This window comes from Nitratireductor pacificus pht-3B, assembly GCF_000300335.1.
In the GTDB taxonomy this organism is placed as follows: Bacteria; Pseudomonadota; Alphaproteobacteria; order Rhizobiales; family Rhizobiaceae; genus Nitratireductor; species Nitratireductor pacificus.
On sequence record NZ_AMRM01000009.1, the window covers coordinates 51,471 to 67,158 of the forward strand.

General features: G+C 67.5%; 12 protein-coding genes and 1 pseudogene. 5 read left to right on the forward strand and 8 right to left on the reverse strand.

The features are described from left to right. Positions 1-12: 12 nt before the first annotated feature. The 7 genes and pseudogenes from NA2_RS09685 to NA2_RS09715 form a co-directional block, all read right to left on the reverse strand. Complete coding sequence (locus tag NA2_RS09685) at positions 13-825, reverse strand: ATP-binding cassette domain-containing protein (protein ID WP_008596507.1); 813 nt, start codon at positions 823-825, stop codon at positions 13-15. After that, positions 818-1,258: pseudogene (locus NA2_RS09690) on the reverse strand (AAA family ATPase); the annotation flags it as partial. The pseudogene NA2_RS09690 and the gene NA2_RS09685, both read right to left, overlap by 8 nt. Positions 1,259-1,383: 125 nt before the next feature. Beyond that, on the reverse strand, positions 1,384-2,271 hold the full coding sequence (locus NA2_RS09695) for an ABC transporter ATP-binding protein (RefSeq protein WP_008596509.1): 888 nt from the start codon (positions 2,269-2,271) through the stop codon (positions 1,384-1,386). Beyond that, entirely contained in the window at positions 2,268-3,113 is an 846-nt protein-coding gene (locus NA2_RS09700) for an ABC transporter permease (protein ID WP_008596510.1), read from the reverse strand. Before NA2_RS09700 ends, NA2_RS09695 begins: the two co-directional genes overlap by 4 nt. After that, positions 3,106-4,113 carry an ABC transporter permease gene (locus NA2_RS09705; protein ID WP_008596511.1) on the reverse strand — a complete coding sequence of 336 codons (1,008 nt, stop codon included), beginning with the start codon at positions 4,111-4,113 and terminating at the stop codon, positions 3,106-3,108. The genes NA2_RS09700 and NA2_RS09705 overlap by 8 nt, the downstream gene beginning before the upstream one ends. 74 nt (positions 4,114-4,187) lie before the next feature. After that, complete coding sequence (locus NA2_RS09710; protein ID WP_008596512.1) at positions 4,188-5,723, reverse strand: ABC transporter substrate-binding protein; 1,536 nt, start codon at positions 5,721-5,723, stop codon at positions 4,188-4,190. 99 nt (positions 5,724-5,822) lie between these two features. After that, complete coding sequence (locus NA2_RS09715) at positions 5,823-7,397, reverse strand: phytoene desaturase family protein (protein WP_008596513.1); 1,575 nt, start codon at positions 7,395-7,397, stop codon at positions 5,823-5,825. A 121-nt stretch (positions 7,398-7,518) separates the two neighbouring features. On the opposite strand from NA2_RS09715, the gene NA2_RS09720 reads away from it, so the two are divergent. From NA2_RS09720 to NA2_RS09740, 5 genes are read left to right on the forward strand one after another with little or no spacing between them, the layout of a single operon-like run. Then, a complete protein-coding gene (locus tag NA2_RS09720; RefSeq protein WP_008596514.1) occupies positions 7,519-8,307 on the forward strand; it encodes a cyclase family protein in 789 nt (262 codons plus the stop codon). A gap of 16 nt (positions 8,308-8,323) precedes the next feature. Further along, positions 8,324-9,904, forward strand: coding sequence for a phytoene desaturase family protein (locus NA2_RS09725; protein WP_008596515.1), 1,581 nt, complete (start codon positions 8,324-8,326; stop codon positions 9,902-9,904). Further along, positions 9,904-10,386, forward strand: a complete 483-nt coding sequence (locus NA2_RS09730; RefSeq protein ID WP_008596516.1) for a MarR family winged helix-turn-helix transcriptional regulator — start codon at positions 9,904-9,906, stop codon at positions 10,384-10,386. The genes NA2_RS09725 and NA2_RS09730 overlap by 1 nt, the downstream gene beginning before the upstream one ends. A 47-nt stretch (positions 10,387-10,433) precedes the next feature. Beyond that, entirely contained in the window at positions 10,434-12,587 is a 2,154-nt protein-coding gene (locus NA2_RS09735) for a thiamine pyrophosphate-dependent enzyme (protein WP_008596517.1), read from the forward strand. A gap of 9 nt (positions 12,588-12,596) precedes the next feature. After that, complete coding sequence (locus tag NA2_RS09740) at positions 12,597-14,135, forward strand: indolepyruvate oxidoreductase subunit beta family protein (protein WP_008596518.1); 1,539 nt, start codon at positions 12,597-12,599, stop codon at positions 14,133-14,135. Positions 14,136-14,205: 70 nt separating this feature from the next. Here the strand turns inward: NA2_RS09740 and NA2_RS09745 are convergent, their stop codons facing one another. Beyond that, on the reverse strand, positions 14,206-15,687 hold the full coding sequence (locus tag NA2_RS09745) for an aldo/keto reductase (RefSeq protein WP_008596519.1): 1,482 nt from the start codon (positions 15,685-15,687) through the stop codon (positions 14,206-14,208). Position 15,688: the final 1 nt, after the last annotated feature.

Consider the following 15,688-nt stretch of genomic DNA (forward strand, 5'->3'; position numbering starts at 1 on the left):
GCTGTGCAAACTTCACCGCGTGAGCCAGTCGTCGTCGATCTCGGGCAGCGGTATCGCGGCTATCAGCTCGCGCGTGTAGTCCTCGCGCGGCGCGGCAAACAGGGCTTCCGTCGGGCCGGCCTCGACGATGCGGCCGGCGCGCATGACGATGGTGTTCCTGCACAGCCGGCGGATCACGGAGAGGTCGTGGCTGATGAAGGCGATGGTCAGGCCCATTTCGCTGGCGAGCTGATCGAGCAGGGTCAGGATCTGCGCCTGTGTCGAGACGTCGAGGCCCGAGACGATCTCGTCGGCGAGGACGAATTTCGGCTCGAGCGCCAGCGCGCGGGCGATGCCGACCCGCTGGCGCTGTCCGCCGGAAAGCTGGTGCCTGTAGCGCGAAGCGAAATCCTCCGGCAGGCCGACACGGGTCAGCGCCGCGGCGACGCGTTCGCCGATGCGGTCCGAGAGGCCGTGATGGCGCATCGGCGCCGCGATGATCGCGCCGATGGTGCGGCGCGGATTGAGCGACGACATCGGATCCTGAAAGATCATCTGCAGATCGCGGCGCAGCGGCTTCAGTTCCGTTTCCGGCAGATGGGCGATTTCCCGGCCGTCGAAGGCGATGCTGCCGGCGCTTGGTTCGAGCAGGCGGACCAGGGCGCGGCCGAACGTCGACTTGCCGGAACCGGATTCGCCGACGATGCCGGTGATGCAGTTGCGCTCGATGGCGAGATCCAGGCCATGGAGGATGTCGAGCATGGGGGCGGAGCCGAGAAGCGGCTTCCGGGTCATGTCGGGCAGGGAGACCTTCAATCCCCGGACGGTGAACAGGGGATCAGCCATGCGCGCGCTTCCACTCATTGTCTGCGTTCTGCACCTCCAGCGCGAGCTCCGCCAGAACCGCGCTGCCGACCGGCTGCAGGCTGGAGGCCGGGTCCGTGTAGCGCGGTGTCGCCGCCATCAGCGCCCTGGTATAGGCATGCTGCGGCGTGGCGAAGAGTGCCGGCGTCGGCGCGCGCTCGACCACCATGCCGGCATAGAGAACGGTGACGCTCTGGCTGATCTTGGCCACCACGCCGAGATCGTGGGTCACGAACAGGATCGCGGTGCCGTGCTGGCGCTGCAGATCGGCGATCAGCCGCAGGATCTGCTTCTGCACGGTGACGTCGAGCGCCGTGGTCGGCTCGTCGGCGACGATCAGGCGCGGTTCGGCGGCAAAGGCGGCGGCGATGAGCACGCGTTGGCGCATGCCGCCGGAAAGCTCGTGTGCCGGTGATGCAGTTGCGCTCGATGGCGAGATCCAGGCCATGGAGGATGTCGAGCATGGGGGCGGAGCCGAGAAGCGGCTTCCGGGTCATGTCGGGCAGGGAGACCTTCAATCCCCGGACGGTGAACAGGGGATCAGCCATGCGCGCGCTTCCACTCATTGTCTGCGTTCTGCACCTCCAGCGCGAGCTCCGCCAGAACCGCGCTGCCGACCGGCTGCAGGCTGGAGGCCGGGTCCGTGTAGCGCGGTGTCGCCGCCATCAGCGCCCTGGTATAGGCATGCTGCGGCGTGGCGAAGAGTGCCGGCGTCGGCGCGCGCTCGACCACCATGCCGGCATAGAGAACGGTGACGCTCTGGCTGATCTTGGCCACCACGCCGAGATCGTGGGTCACGAACAGGATCGCGGTGCCGTGCTGGCGCTGCAGATCGGCGATCAGCCGCAGGATCTGCTTCTGCACGGTGACGTCGAGCGCCGTGGTCGGCTCGTCGGCGACGATCAGGCGCGGTTCGGCGGCAAAGGCGGCGGCGATGAGCACGCGTTGGCGCATGCCGCCGGAAAGCTCGTGCGGATAGGCGGCGATGACGCGGTCGGGTTCGCGGATATGCACCTCGGCCAGCATCTCGCGAATGCGGTTGCGGGCACGCTCGGCCGGCCAGCCGAGGATGTGGGTCAGCCGATCCGACATCTGCGGGCCAATCCGGCGCGACGGGTTCAGTGCCGTCAGGGGATCCTGCGGGATGAGCGCGGTGCGGGCGCCGATCAGGCGGCGTCGCGCGGCGGCGCCGAGCGTCTCCAGCTCCGTTCCCTCCAGGGCGATGGACCCCTCAACCTGCCGGACACTGGGCGGCAGGACGCCGAGCAGGGCCTTGCCGATCATGCTCTTGCCGGCGCCGCTTTCGCCGACCAGCGCATGGACCTCGCCGGGCTTCACGTCGAGCGAGACGGAGCGCAGGACGCGGCTGCCATTGGGCAGGATGGCCGTCAGGCCGCTGATGGAAAGGCAGGACGGTCTGGCGTTCATCGGAGCACCGGGTCGAAGCGGCTTTTCAGCCCTTCGCCGAACTGGCTGAAGGAGAGCACGGTGAGAAACAGGGTTACCAGCGGGAAGACGAGAATCCACCAGGCCTGATGGATCGACAGGCGCCCCTCGGCGATGATGCCGCCCCAGGTCGGATCGTCGGTCGAGATGGACAGGTTGACGAAGGACAGGATGGCCTCGACGATCACGGCGATGCCCATCTCGAGCGACAGAAGGGCGACGATGGGCGGCAGGACATTCGGCAGCACCTCGCTCAGCATGATCCGCCAGCGGCCGAAGCCGGCGATGCGGGCGTTCTCGATGTAGTCCATGCGGGCCTGAACCATTGTCTCGGCGCGCACCACGCGGCAGAAACGGGTCCAGTCGATGACGGCGATGGCGATGATGACGGAGTGCAGGCCGGTGCCCAGCACGGCGACCAGCAGGATCGCGAACAGGACGGGCGGAAAGGCCATCCAGATATCGACGATCCGCGAGATGATGCGGTCCGCCCAGCCGCCGTAGTAGCCGGCTATCAAACCGAGCGCCGATCCCAGGACGCAGGCCGAGAGGGCGGCGGTGAAGGCGACCAGAACGGCGATGCGCGCGCCGTAGATCAGGCGCGAGAGCAGATCGCGGCCGAGGCTGTCCGTGCCCAATGGATAGCCGGATTCAGACCCGTTCATCCAGAAGGGCGGCAGGCGCTCGTAGAGGAGGTCCTGCGCCAGCGGATCCTGCGGCGCGAGGAGGGGCGCGGCGACGGCGGCAATGAAGACGAGCGCCAGCCAGAAGCCGGCAAGCCAGAGACGCGCGCCGGAGCGACGGGTGATGCGGGCGCTATCCATGGCGCAATCTCGGGTTCAGGAGAGCGTAGGAAAGATCGACGGCCAGGTTGATCAGCACGAAGATCAGGGCGAAGACGAGGACGATGCCCTGGATCAGCGGAAGGTCGCGGTTGATCACCGCGTCGATGGCCATGTTGCCGAGCCCCTCGTAGGAGAACAGGCGCTCGACGATCACCGTGCCGCCGATGAGGAAGGTGAACTGCACGCCGATCAGGGTGAGGGTCGGCAGGGCGGCGTTCTTCAGGGCCTCGCGCAGGATGACCTGCGTCTCGGAAAATCCCTTCACGCGCGCCAGAACCACATAATCGAGGTCCATCACCTCCTTCAGCGATTGTTTCAGCAGCAGGGTGATGATGGCGGCAAGCGGCAGCGCCAGGGCGAGCGCCGGCATGAACATGTGCGACAGCAGGTCGGCGGTGAGGTCGAAGCGTAGCCGGAGGATGCTCTCGACCAGATAGAACTGGGTGGAGAACGGCAGGTCGAGACTGGGCGATACCCGGCCGGAGATTTCGAAGATCGGCGCGAGAACGCCGAACAGGAGGATCAGGACAAGGCCCCAGAGAAAATCCGGGATGGACAAGGCCGCGCCTCCAGCCACGTCGATGCCGGCCTCGACCGCGGTGCCGCGCTCGCGCGCGCCGATGACGGCGAGCGGCCCGCCGATGATCAGAGCGATCAGCAATGCGACGGTGGCGAGTTCCAGCGTCGCGGGCAGGCGGCCGAGCACAAGGGACAGTACGTCCTGGCGCAGCGAGATCGAGGTGCCGAAATCCCCCTGAACGACGCCGCCGAGCCAGATGAGAAACTGGTGCGGCAGGCTCTTGTCCAGACCGTAGAGGGCGCGCAGGCGCGCGATGTCCTCCGGTCCGGCGCCGGGCGGCAGCATCATGGCGATGGGGTCGCCCGGGGCCACGCGAATGACGATGAAGACCACGACCGCGACGCCGAACAGCGTCACCGCCATGGTGATGAGACGCAGCAGGAATTTTTGCAGAATCACATGCGAATCCAGATTTCAGGACAAGCGCCGGCGGGATCGCGCAGAGTCCCGCCGGCCAGTTTATCTCGGCAAGGTCAGGCGGGCGTCATCAGCGCCGGCAGCAGGGCGCCCGAGATGTGCGGCACCACATTGACGCCCTTCGCATGGACGATCGGCTGCACATACTGGATCAGCGGGATGACATAGGCCTGCTCGGCAATGTGCTTCGACACGGCTTTCCAGCCGTCGATGCGCCTGGCCTCGTCTGCCTCGCCCCAGAGCGGGTTGATCATGTCGATCACGTCCTGCCCGTCCCAGACCGAGTGGGGGCTTGGGCCGTACATGGCGAAGCCGGTCGATGTGGTCGGGTCGCCGATGGCGTTGCCCCAGTTGTAGAAGGCGGCGGGCGCGAGCTGGTCGGCGGCGCGCAGCTCGAAATGCTTGGCGATCTCGTAGACCTCGATCTCCGCCTCGATGCCGACCTTGCGCCACATGCCGACGATGGCCTGGATCATCTCGTAATCCTTCGGCTTGAAGCCGCGCGTGGTCTGGATCTTGAACTTTACCGGGTTGTCGGTCGAATAGCCGGATTCGGCCAGCAGCGCGCGCGCCTTGTCGGGATCGTAGGGCACCTTGATGCTGTCGTCGAAGGCGGCGTATTCGGGCGCTTCCAGCGTGTCGATGGGCTTGCCGTAGCCGCGCAGCAGGCGGTCGACCAGCAGCTTCTTGTCGATCGACATGACGGCGGCCTGGCGCACATTGCGGTCGGTCATCACGTCGATGTCATTCAGGAAGATCATGCCGATGTCGGAAATGGGCGTGGCGGCGCCGGCAAGCCCGTCCTTGGCGATCAGCCGGTCATATTCCTCGTAGGGGATTTCCAGCGTCACCTGCGAGCGGCCGGATTCCACTTCGGCGACGCGGCTGGCGGCATCGGTCACGAACTTGATGGTGACGTTCTCGAAGGCAGGCTTGCCGCCCCAGTAGTTGGGGTTGGCCTTCAGGCGCAGGAAGGCGTTGCGCTCGAACTTGTCGACCATGTAGGGGCCGGTGCCGATGGGCGCGGCCTCGAACCCTTCGGCTCCGACCTTCTCGTAATAGGCTTTCGGCAGCACATAGCCGGTCAGGAACGACATCCATTTGAACAGGGTCGGCTCGAAGGAGAGCACATCGCCGGTGATCCTGTTGCCGTCGATGCTGAAATTGCCGACCTTCGACCAGACGAACTGAATCGGGTTGCCGGTTTCCGCCTTTGCGGCGCGTTCGAGCGACCAGACCACATCCTCCGCCGTGAAGGGCGAGCCGTCATGCCAGGTGACGCCCTCGCGCACGGTCATGTGGATCTTGCTGCGGTCGTCGCTCCAACCCCATTCGGTGATCAGGCCGGGGGCGAAGGAGAGATCGGGCTTCTGGGCGATGAACTGGTCGAAGACCGACTGGTAGAAGCCCTGAACGGTGGGATTGACCGCCGAGGGACCGGTGGTCGGGTCCCAGGACGGCAGGTTGACGTTGTAGGCGATGGTGAGTTCCTCGCCGGCGGCGCGCGCCGAGACCGGCAGGCCGAATGCCGTCGCGCCGAGTGCGGCGGCGCCGTAGCCCAGGATGTGTCGTCTGTTTGGTGTCCAGCTCATTTTGGTTCCCCTTGTGTTTGCCTTGCTGGCCGCCGGCTCGAGCCCGTTGCGGTTTGCAGGTATCGTTGTGGTCGCTGGTCTGGTCGTCAGGTCCGGGTGTCAGCGCCCTCCCAGTTGCTGGGCGAGCATGAAGCCGGAGGCCGCGCCAACGCCGGCGCCCGGCCAGGTCGCGGCGCCCGCCAGATGCAGGTTCGCGACCGGCGTGTTCCAGCCGGCGAAACCGGGCGCCGGGCGGAACAGAAAGTTCTGCGACAGGTGATGGCTGCCGCAGATCTGGTCGCCGCCCACGAGGTTCGGGTTCTCCCGTTCCAGATCGAGCGGCGAGAAGACGGCGCGACCGAGGACCTTTGCCGAGAGGCCGGGGGCATAGCGCTCGATGATCGACAGCGCGCGATCGGCATAGGCCTCCTTGACGGCGTCCCACGCCTCCGGGACGATCCGGCCGGCCGCGTCCGACCGGATCTCGGCGGGCAGCATGCGCACCTGCACCCACAGCACATGCTTGCCGTCCGGCGCGCGCGAGGGGTCGATTGCGGTCGGCTGGCCGACCACAAGCACCGGCTCGTCCGGCAGCGCGCCGGCCACGGCCTGCTGGTAGGTGCGCGCCATCATGTCAAGCGAGGGCGCGAGATGCACATAGGCGAAGCGCTGCAGCTCCGCGCCTGCCGACCAGTCCGGCAGGCCGTCGAGCGCCAGGTGGATCATCATCGTGCCGGGGGCATGGCGGAAGCCGCGCGCCGCCCTGTCGAAGGCCCCGTCGCCGCTGCCGCCGGGCAGGAGACCCGCGCCGAGGGCGCGGGGCGCGACAGTGGCCACCACGGCGCGGCGCGCCTCGAGAACCTCGCCGCCTGCCAGCCGCACGCCGGTGGCGCGGCCGTTTGCACGGATGATCTCCTCGACCGGCGCGTCGGTGCGGATGACGCCGCCATCGGCCCTGAGCATGCCTTCCATGGCGCGGATCATGGTGTCGGCGCCACCCTGGCCGATGACGAGGCCGAATGCCTGTCCGGCCATCGATTCCAGATAGGGGAACACGGCGCCCCCGGCGATGTCGGGCGCGAAGTCGAGATGCATCCCCCAGGCGGCCAAAGTCGCCTTCACCGCATCGCTCTCGAAATGGGCGTCGAGCCAGGCGCGGGGCGAGGAAAGAAGCAGGCGCACCAGCTTCAGCGAGCCGCCGACGCCGGCGGAGCGCCAAGCCTTCCAGCCGAGCCCGGCGAGCGCCCGCAGCGTCATGGGCGAGCCGAGGACGGCGAAGATCAGCGCCGCCTCGCCCGGGAATTCGGCAACCAGCCGCCGCCAGGTGTCCGCGTCGCGCGGCGACAGAGCGGCGAGGCGCGCAACGGTCTTCTCGATGTCGGTGCTGACGCCGAACCAGCGCCCGTCGGGAAAGACGCTGGCGAAGCAGTCGCTGGCCGGCGCCAGCGCAAAGTCATGCGATTTCAATTCATCTGCATATAATTTATGGAACGCGGAACCGGCAAAGAGGCTCAGGTTCATCGCGCCGAAGTCGTGATGGTATCCCGGCAGCGTGAATTCCTCGGTGCGGACGGCGCCGCCTATGGCGGAATTCCGCTCCAGAACGCACACCGACCAGCCCTTCCTGGCCAGATGCGCCGCACAGGCCAATCCGTTGTGACCGGCGCCGATGATGATCGCGTCGTAGGTATCCACGTTGGCGGTAGCTCCCTCCCAGGAGCAAAGATAATTGCATATGCATTCTTTTTCGTCTAGATCACCTGAATGCATGTACGGCGCTCAGCCGTGGGTTCTGATGCTTCTTGGGAGGAGAAACATGACTCAGTCCGCTCTCGGCGCGTTCGCCGACCAGCTTCTTTCGGGCAAGATCGAGGTGGTGGACCTGTCCGCCGTGCTCGGCCCCAACACACCGCTCCTCAAGCTGCCGCCGGAGCTGGCGGTGGACACGCCGAAGATCGAGGTCCACAAGATCTCCGAGTATGACGACAAGGGACCGTTCTGGGCCTGGAACTGGCTCAAGGTGGGCGAGCATTCCGGCACCCATTTCGATGCGCCGATCCACTGGATCACCGGCCGCGATTTCCCGGACGGCGCGACCGATACCATCGCGCCGAAGAACTTCGTCGCACCGGTCAACGTGATAGACTGCTCGAAGGAGGTGGCCGAGAACCACGATTTCCTGCTCACCGTCGATCACATCAAGGCATGGGAAGCCGAGCACGGCGCGATCCAGGCCGGCGAATGGGTGGTGCTGCGCAGCGACTGGTACAAGCGCAACGGCTCGGAAGCCGACTTCCTGAACGCCGACGAGACCGGCCCGCATTCTCCCGGCCCGACGCCCGAGGCGATCAGCTATCTGATCGACAAGGGCGTGATCGGCTGGGGCAGCGAGACGATCGGCACCGATGCCGGCCAGGCCGGGGGCATGGAGCCGCCCTTCCCGGCGCACAATCTGATGCACAAGGCCAACCGCTACGGCCTGGCCAGCCTTGCCAATCTCGACAGGCTGCCGGCCAAGGGCGCGATCCTGATCGCCGCGCCGCTGAAGATCGAGCACGGCACGGGCAGCCCCTGCCGCGTGCTGGCGCTGGTCTCCAAGGGCTGAGCGGCCGGATATCGCCATGTCCGCCCCCGGTCCGAACCCGGATACGATCATTGTCGGCAGCGGCATCAACGCGCTGGTCGCCGCCGCCCTCCTGGGCGGCAAGGGCCGGCGCGTGCTGGTGCTCGAGCGTAATGAGCGCATCGGCGGTTGCATCCGCACCGAGGCGATCACCGAGCCGGGCTTCACGCATGACGTGATGGCCACCACCTTCGTGCTGTTCGTCACCTCGCCGGCCTATGCGGCGCTGGCAAGCGATCTGGCACGGCACGGGCTGGAGTTCTGCAACTCCGATACGCCGACGGGCGTGCTGCGGCCGAATGGCGATTTTCTCATCCATCGGCGCGACCGCGCGGCGAATGTGGCGGCGTTCGACGCCGCCGAAGCCGGCGACGGCGCGCAGTACATGGCCGATGTCGCCTCCGTCGAACAGAATGCCGGGCTGATCTTCGGCCTGCTCGGTGGACGGGTGTGGAGCCTCGCGACGGCGCGGCTGCTGGCGGGCGAAGCCTGGCGGCGCGGCCCGCGGGCGCTGGCGGCCTTTTTCGGCGAGGCGCTGACGCCGGCGCGCGGCTGGCTTGAGAGCAGTTACGGCTCCGAAACGACGCGCGCACTCTGGGCGCCCTGGGCCCTGCATGCGGGGCTGGGGCCGGAGGATGCGTTCTCGGGACAGATCAGCAAGGTGATCGCCTTCGCGCTGGAGGCCGCCGGCGCGCCGGTGGTCAAGGGCGGCGGGCAGAAGCTGCTCGATGCGTTTCAGGCGCTGATCGAGGAGCGCGGTGGCATGATCCGTACCGGCGCGGACGTTGCGGAGATCCTGACGGAGAACGGCAGGGCGCGTGGTGTCCGGCTCGCCTCCGGCGAGGAGATCATGGCGTCGACGATCGCCTGCTCTGTAACGCCGGACCAGCTCTACGGACGGCTTCTGGCGACGAAGCCGCAGCCGGAAGCGCAGGCGGGAACGCGCCGCTATCGCTACGGCAAGGGCAATTTCCAGCTTCACTACGCGCTCGACCGGCCGCCGGCCTGGCGCGGCGCGGGGCTGGGCGAGGTGGCGCTGCTGCACCTGACGCCGGGCCTCGACGGCGTCTCGAAGGCCTGCAACGAGGCGCTGCGCGGGATGCTGCCGGCCGAACCGACCATCTGCGTCGGCCAGCCGCATGCGCTCGACCCGTCGCGCTGTCCGCCCGGCAAGGCGATCCTGTGGCTGCAACTGCCCGAGGCGCCGCGGCAGGTGCGCGGCGACGCCGTCGGTCAGATCGAGGTTCCGGCCGACGGCAGCTGGACGCCGGCGCTGCGCGAAGCCTATGCGGACCGGGTGGAGGCGATCCTCGGCCGGCATATCGACGGTTTCGGCGAGACGATCCTCGCGCGGCGGGCCTATTCGCCGGCGGATCTGGAAGCCATGAACGTCAACCTTGTGGGCGGCGATCCCTATGGCGGCTCGTCGACCATGGACCAGTCCTTCCTGTGGCGCCCGTTCAAGGACAGCAGGAACCACGGGACACCGGTGAACGGGCTTTATCATATCGGCGCATCGACCCATCCCGGGGCTGGTCTCGGCGGTGGCTCGGGCTATCTACTCGCGGAGAGGCTGTGATGGACGAGCGGGCCGAAGGCAGGAATCCAAGGGTCACGACGCTGGGGCAGATCGGCCTGCAGCAGTTCGCACCCTATCTGATGAACCGCATCATGGGCCGCTACAATGCCAGCCTGCGGCTCGATCTGCGGCGGCAGGGGCTGACCGTGCCGCAGGTTCGCGCGCTGGCGGTGCTGGCCGTCGGCGACGGCATGTCGATCAACGAGCTCTCCGTCTACACGGTCATCGAGCAATCGACCATGAGCCGCACGCTCGATGCGCTGGAGACGCAGGGGCTGGTGCGGCGCGAGGCGTGCCAGGACGACAGCCGCACGCGCAAGATCTTTCTGACCGAGAGCGGCCGCGAGGAGTTCAACCGCGCCTGGCCGGCCATGCACGATGCGTTCGAGCACATGTTCGACGGCATCGATGACGCCGAGTACACGGCCTTCATCGGAACCCTCCAGAAGGTTCTCGGCAACATTCGCAAGCATGACTTTTAAGCATCCCTTCCGCGTCTGGCGCGGATCCGTTTACGGGAGACTGAACCATGGCTGAACGTTCCTTTGTCAAGGAAGTCGAGAAGCTTCGCCTCGGAGCGGGCGAGACCTTCCACGGCGAGGGCATTCTCGCCATCACCAAGGCGCTGCTGCAAAGCGGCGTCGGCTATGTGGGCGGCTACCAGGGCGCGCCGATCAGCCATCTGATGGACGTCTTGGCCGACGCACAGGACATTCTGGGCGAACTCGGCGTCCACTACGAGGCGAGCGCTTCGGAAGCGACGGCGACGGCGATGCTCGCCGCTTCGGTGCATTATCCGATCCGCGGCGCCTGCGCCTTCAAGTCGGCCGTCGGCCTGAACGTGGCGTCGGACGCGCTGGCGAACCTCGCCTCGGGCGGCGTCACGGGCGGCGCGCTGATCATCGTCGGCGAGGACTATGGCGAAGGCTCCTCGATCATGCAGGAGCGCAGCCACCCGTTCGCCATGAAAAGCCAGGTCTGGCTGCTCGACCCGCGCGCCAACCTGCCGTCCATCGTTCAGGCGGTGGAGGACGGTTTCGAGCTGTCGGAGGCGTCGAACACGCCGGTCATGCTGATGGTGCGCATCCGCAGCTGCCACGTGTCGGGCAGTTTCGAGACCAAGGACAACCGCCGCCCGGCGATGACGGTCGCCGACGCGCTGGAATCGCCGCGCCGCGACACCAACCGCATCGTGCTGCCGCCCGCCTCCTTCCTGCACGAGAAGGAGAAGGTGGAGAAGCGGCTGCCGCAGGCGGTGGAGTTCATCCGCTCGCGCAAGATCAACGAGTTCTTCGGGCCGGAAACGGGCAAGGCCGGCATCATCCTGCAGGGCGGCATGTACAATGCCGTGATCCGCGCCCTGCAACGGGTCGGCCTGGCCGATGTCTACGGCGAGACGGACGTGCCGCTCTACGTGCTGAACGCCGTCTATCCGCTGGTCGATGATGAGGTCATCGCCTTCTGCGACGACAAGGATTCCGTGCTGATCGTCGAGGAAGGCCAGCCGAACTATCTGGAACAGGCCATCGCCTCGATGATGCACAAGGCAGGGCTGGAGACGCGCATCCTCGGCAAGGAAATGCTGCCGATGGCGGGCGAGTATACCGGCCAGGTGATGCTCGACGGGATCAGCGCCTATCTGCGCGCCCATGCGCCGCAACTGCTTCCGGCGCAGATCCTGGCGCCGAACGCGGCCGGCGACAACGCGCTCGCCGCGGACCTCGCCAAGGTGGTGCCTGGTCGTCCGCCGGGTTTCTGCACCGGCTGTCCCGAGCGGCCGATCTTCGCCGCGACCAAGCTGATCGAGCAGGAACTCGGGCCGCATCACATCGCCTCCGATATCGGCTGTCACCTGTTCTCGATCATGCCCCCCTTCGAGCTGGGGGCGACGACGATGGGCTACGGCCTCGGCCCGGCCTCCGCCTCGGCGTTCAATGCGCCGGACGCCAAGCGGCGCTCGATCTCTTTCGTCGGCGATGGCGGCTTCTGGCACAACGGCCTGACCTCCTCGATCGGCAATGCGGTGTTCAACCAGAATGACGGCGTCATCGTCGTCGTTGACAACTACTATTCGGCGGCCACCGGCGGGCAGGACATCCTGTCGTCGCGCGCCGACAACCGCTCCAAGTCGACCCAGCATCCGATCACCGACGCGGTGAAGGGGATGGGCGTCAAGTGGATACGGCATATCGACCGTACCTATGACGTGAACAAGGTGCGCGCCGCGCTGCGCGATGCGCTGACGACGGAGGAGAAAGGGCCGAAGGTCATCGTCGCCTCGTCGGAGTGCATGCTCAACCGGCAGCGCCGCGAGAAACCGCTGGCCGCCAAGGCCATCGCCGGCGGAGAGCGGGTCGTGAAGCCGCGCTTCGGCGTCGACGAGGACGTCTGCACGGGCGATCACGCCTGTATGCGGCTGTCCGGCTGCCCGTCGCTCTCGGTGAAGACGCTGGATGATCCGCTGCGCGACGATCCGGTCGCGGCGATCGACCACAGCTGCGTCGGTTGCGGCAATTGCGGCGAGGTGGCGGACGCCGCCGTCCTGTGCCCGTCCTTCTACCGGGCCGACGTGGTGCACAATCCCGGCCGCTGGGACCGGTTCATGGACGGCGTCCGGCGCGGCGTGACGCATTTCCTGCAAAGCCGGCGCGAAAAGCGCCGCCTGACCTTCGTCGAGGCTTGAGGACGCGACATGGTGACCGGCAGCAAGAAGAACAGCGACCAGAAGATCACCAAGCTCGCCGTGCTGGCGGTGGGCGGCCAGGGCGGTGGCGTGCTCACCAACTGGATCACGGATGTCGCCGAGCGCAATGGGTATCTGGCGCAGTCCACCTCGGTGGCCGGCGTCGCGCAGCGCACCGGAGCGACGATCTATTATGTCGAGATGTGCCCGGATACGGGCCGCAGGCCGGTGTTCGCGCTGTCGCCGGCGCAGGGCGACGTGGATATCCTGATCGCCGCAGAGCTGATGGAAGCGGGCCGCGCGGTGATGCGCGGTTTCGTGACGCCCGACCGCACGACGCTGATCACCTCGGCGCACCGCATCGCCGCCGTCTCTGAGAAGATCGAGCCGGGCGACGGGCGGGCCGACGGGCCGAGGGTGCATGAAAGCGCGCGGCAGGCGGCAAGCCGCTATGTCGCCTTCGACATGGAGAAGATCGCCGTCGAGGCGGGTTCGGTCATCTCGGCCAGCCTGTTCGGCGCGCTGGCGGGATCGGGCGCCCTGCCCTTCCCGCGCGAAAGCTACGAGGAAACCATCCGCGCCTCCGGCCGGGGCGTGAAGGCCAGCCTGGTGGCCTTCGGCATGGCCTATGACCGCGCGACGGGCGCCAGCGCGCCCGAGCCGGCGGAACCCGCCGGCAAGACAGACAAGGGCGTTTCCGTGCACGGTCCGGACCGCCTCGTCGCGGAATGGAACCGGCTTGCGGCGCGCGCCGGCGGGTTCCCCGGGCCGGTCGCCGCGATGGCGCTGGCCGGGCTGCGCAAGGTGGTCGACTATCAGGACCTCGCCTATGGCGCCGACTATCTCGACCGGGTCGGGCAGGCGCTGGCGCTGGACGACGCGGCGCGGGAGCATGCGCTGTCGACCGCCGCGGCCAAGCATGTGGCCAACGCGATGTGCTATGACGACATCCTGCGCGTGGCGGACCTGAAGACCCGCACGGCGCGGGAAGCGCGCATCCGCCGCGAGATGAGCGTCCGCGAGAACAATGTCCTGCAGGTGACGGAGTATTTCCATCCGCGCATCGAGGAAGTCTGCGGCACCCTGCCGGCGCGCTTGGGGCGCTTCATCGAGAACCGGCCGGGCCTCGCCGGATGGATCGACCGGCGGATCAATCGCGGCCGGCGCATCCGCACCGACAGCCTGACCGGCTTTGGCGCGCTCTGGGTCATCGGTACGCTGCGCCCCTGGCGGCGTGGACTGCTGCGCCATCAGGTGGAAACCGCGCATTTGGAGCGGTGGTACAGTCTGGCGCTCGAAACGGCGGGGCGCGACTATGCGCTCGGCGTGGAGATCCTCAATTGCCGCCGGCTCATCAAGGGCTATAGCGATACGCATGCGCGGGCGCATTCCAAGTTCGACCGCGTGCTTTCCGGCCTGCCCCTGCTCGAAGGCCGGAAGGACGCGGCAGACTGGCTGCGCCGCCTGCGCGAAGCGGCTTTGAAGGACGAGAAGGGCGACATGCTCGATGGCGCGCTGAAGACCATCGCGACGCTCGAGGCGGCGTAGAATGCTTTCGGCCTGGGCGGGCGCCGACAAAAGCTGAGAACGATCAACCTCGCAGCCGTCAGCATCATGCTCAGTCGACGACCGCCTCGGCCTCGATCTCGACCAGATAGTCGCCGACGAGATTGCCGGCTTGCAGCAAGGTGTTGGCGGGCCGCGTGGCGGCGAAGGCGCGGCCATGGGCGCGCGAGACCGGCTCCCATTGCGCGGCATCCTTCAGATAGACGCGGGTGCGAACCACGTCGTCCATGCTGCCGCCCAGAGCGTGGAGAGCGGCGGCGATCTTGTCGAGAATATAGGTCGTCTGCGCGCCGGGATCGTCGGGCGCGACGCAGCGGTTGACGCCATGCGTCGCCGTCGTTCCCGAAACGTAGATGGTGTCCCTGACACGCAGCACGCGACTGTAGCCGGCGATATCCTCCCAGACGCTGCCCGACGAGACGCGCATCCGCTCCGGCCGCCGGGGCATGTGATCCGGATCGTAGACGGAGGGCAAAGTCTGGAGATGATGGCTCAGATCGCCGGACGCGGTGAGATAGGGCGGGCGGCGGTACTCGTCGCCGCAATCGCCCGGCACGGGCCGCGTCGCCGTGAAGGCGGCGGCCAGCCGTTCGCGGTCCTCGTCGTCGAGCGAAAAGCCGAAGACCCGGAGGTTGTCGGCGCGATGCTCGCTTTCGCCGAGCCGCGCCCCGACGATGGCGGCGGCTACCGAAGGATGCTCCAGCACCCAACGGGTGGCGACGTTGGAGATCGAGACGCCATGCCTGCGGGCGATGTGCCCGGCCGCCGCCAGAATGCCCTGGAACGCGACCCAGCCACCGGTCACCTCGATGAAGCGCTTGTATTTCTGGCGGCTCCAGTCGGCGATCTCCGAGGGTTCCTTCTCCCCCAGCCATCTTTCGGAAAGGAACCCGCCGCAGAGCGTGCCGTAGGCAAGGAGCTTCACGCCGGTTCTGCCGCAGAGCGCGGTCAGGTCGCCGCCGGCGCGCCGGTCGACCAGCGAGAAGGACACCTGGTTGCTGACGACGGGAATGCCGTCGGCCAGCGCGACGGCCAGATGCGCGGCGTCGAAATTGGTGACGCCGATCTCGCCGATCAGCCCTTCCTCGCGCAGCTTCGCCATTTCGTGCAGCGCGTCGAGCCAGGCCGGATGCTCGAAGGTCCACCAGTGGAATTGCAGCAGGTCGACCCTGCCGACGCCGAGGCGCTCGAGGCGTTCCACAACGCCCCGGCGCACCACCTCAGGGGTCATCGGGCCCGGCTCGGGGCACCATTTGGTGAAGGCGAGCGGCCGTCTCGCGCCGGTGGGGCTGCGGGCCAGCAGCCGGCCGGCAATCAGCTCGGCGCTGCCATAGTGATCGGCCATGTCGAACGTGTCGAACCCGGCGTCGGCATAGGCCTGCAGCGCGTCGGCGGCGCTGTCCGTGTCGAGCGCTTCGCCGTTCTTCTCAAGGTCGGCCACCTGCCAGAGACCGCAGATGAGCCGGCGAACCGCCAGCGTCTCGGATAAGCGGACGATCTCCGGCCCGGCTGCGGAAGCGGCACGCTCGGTCATG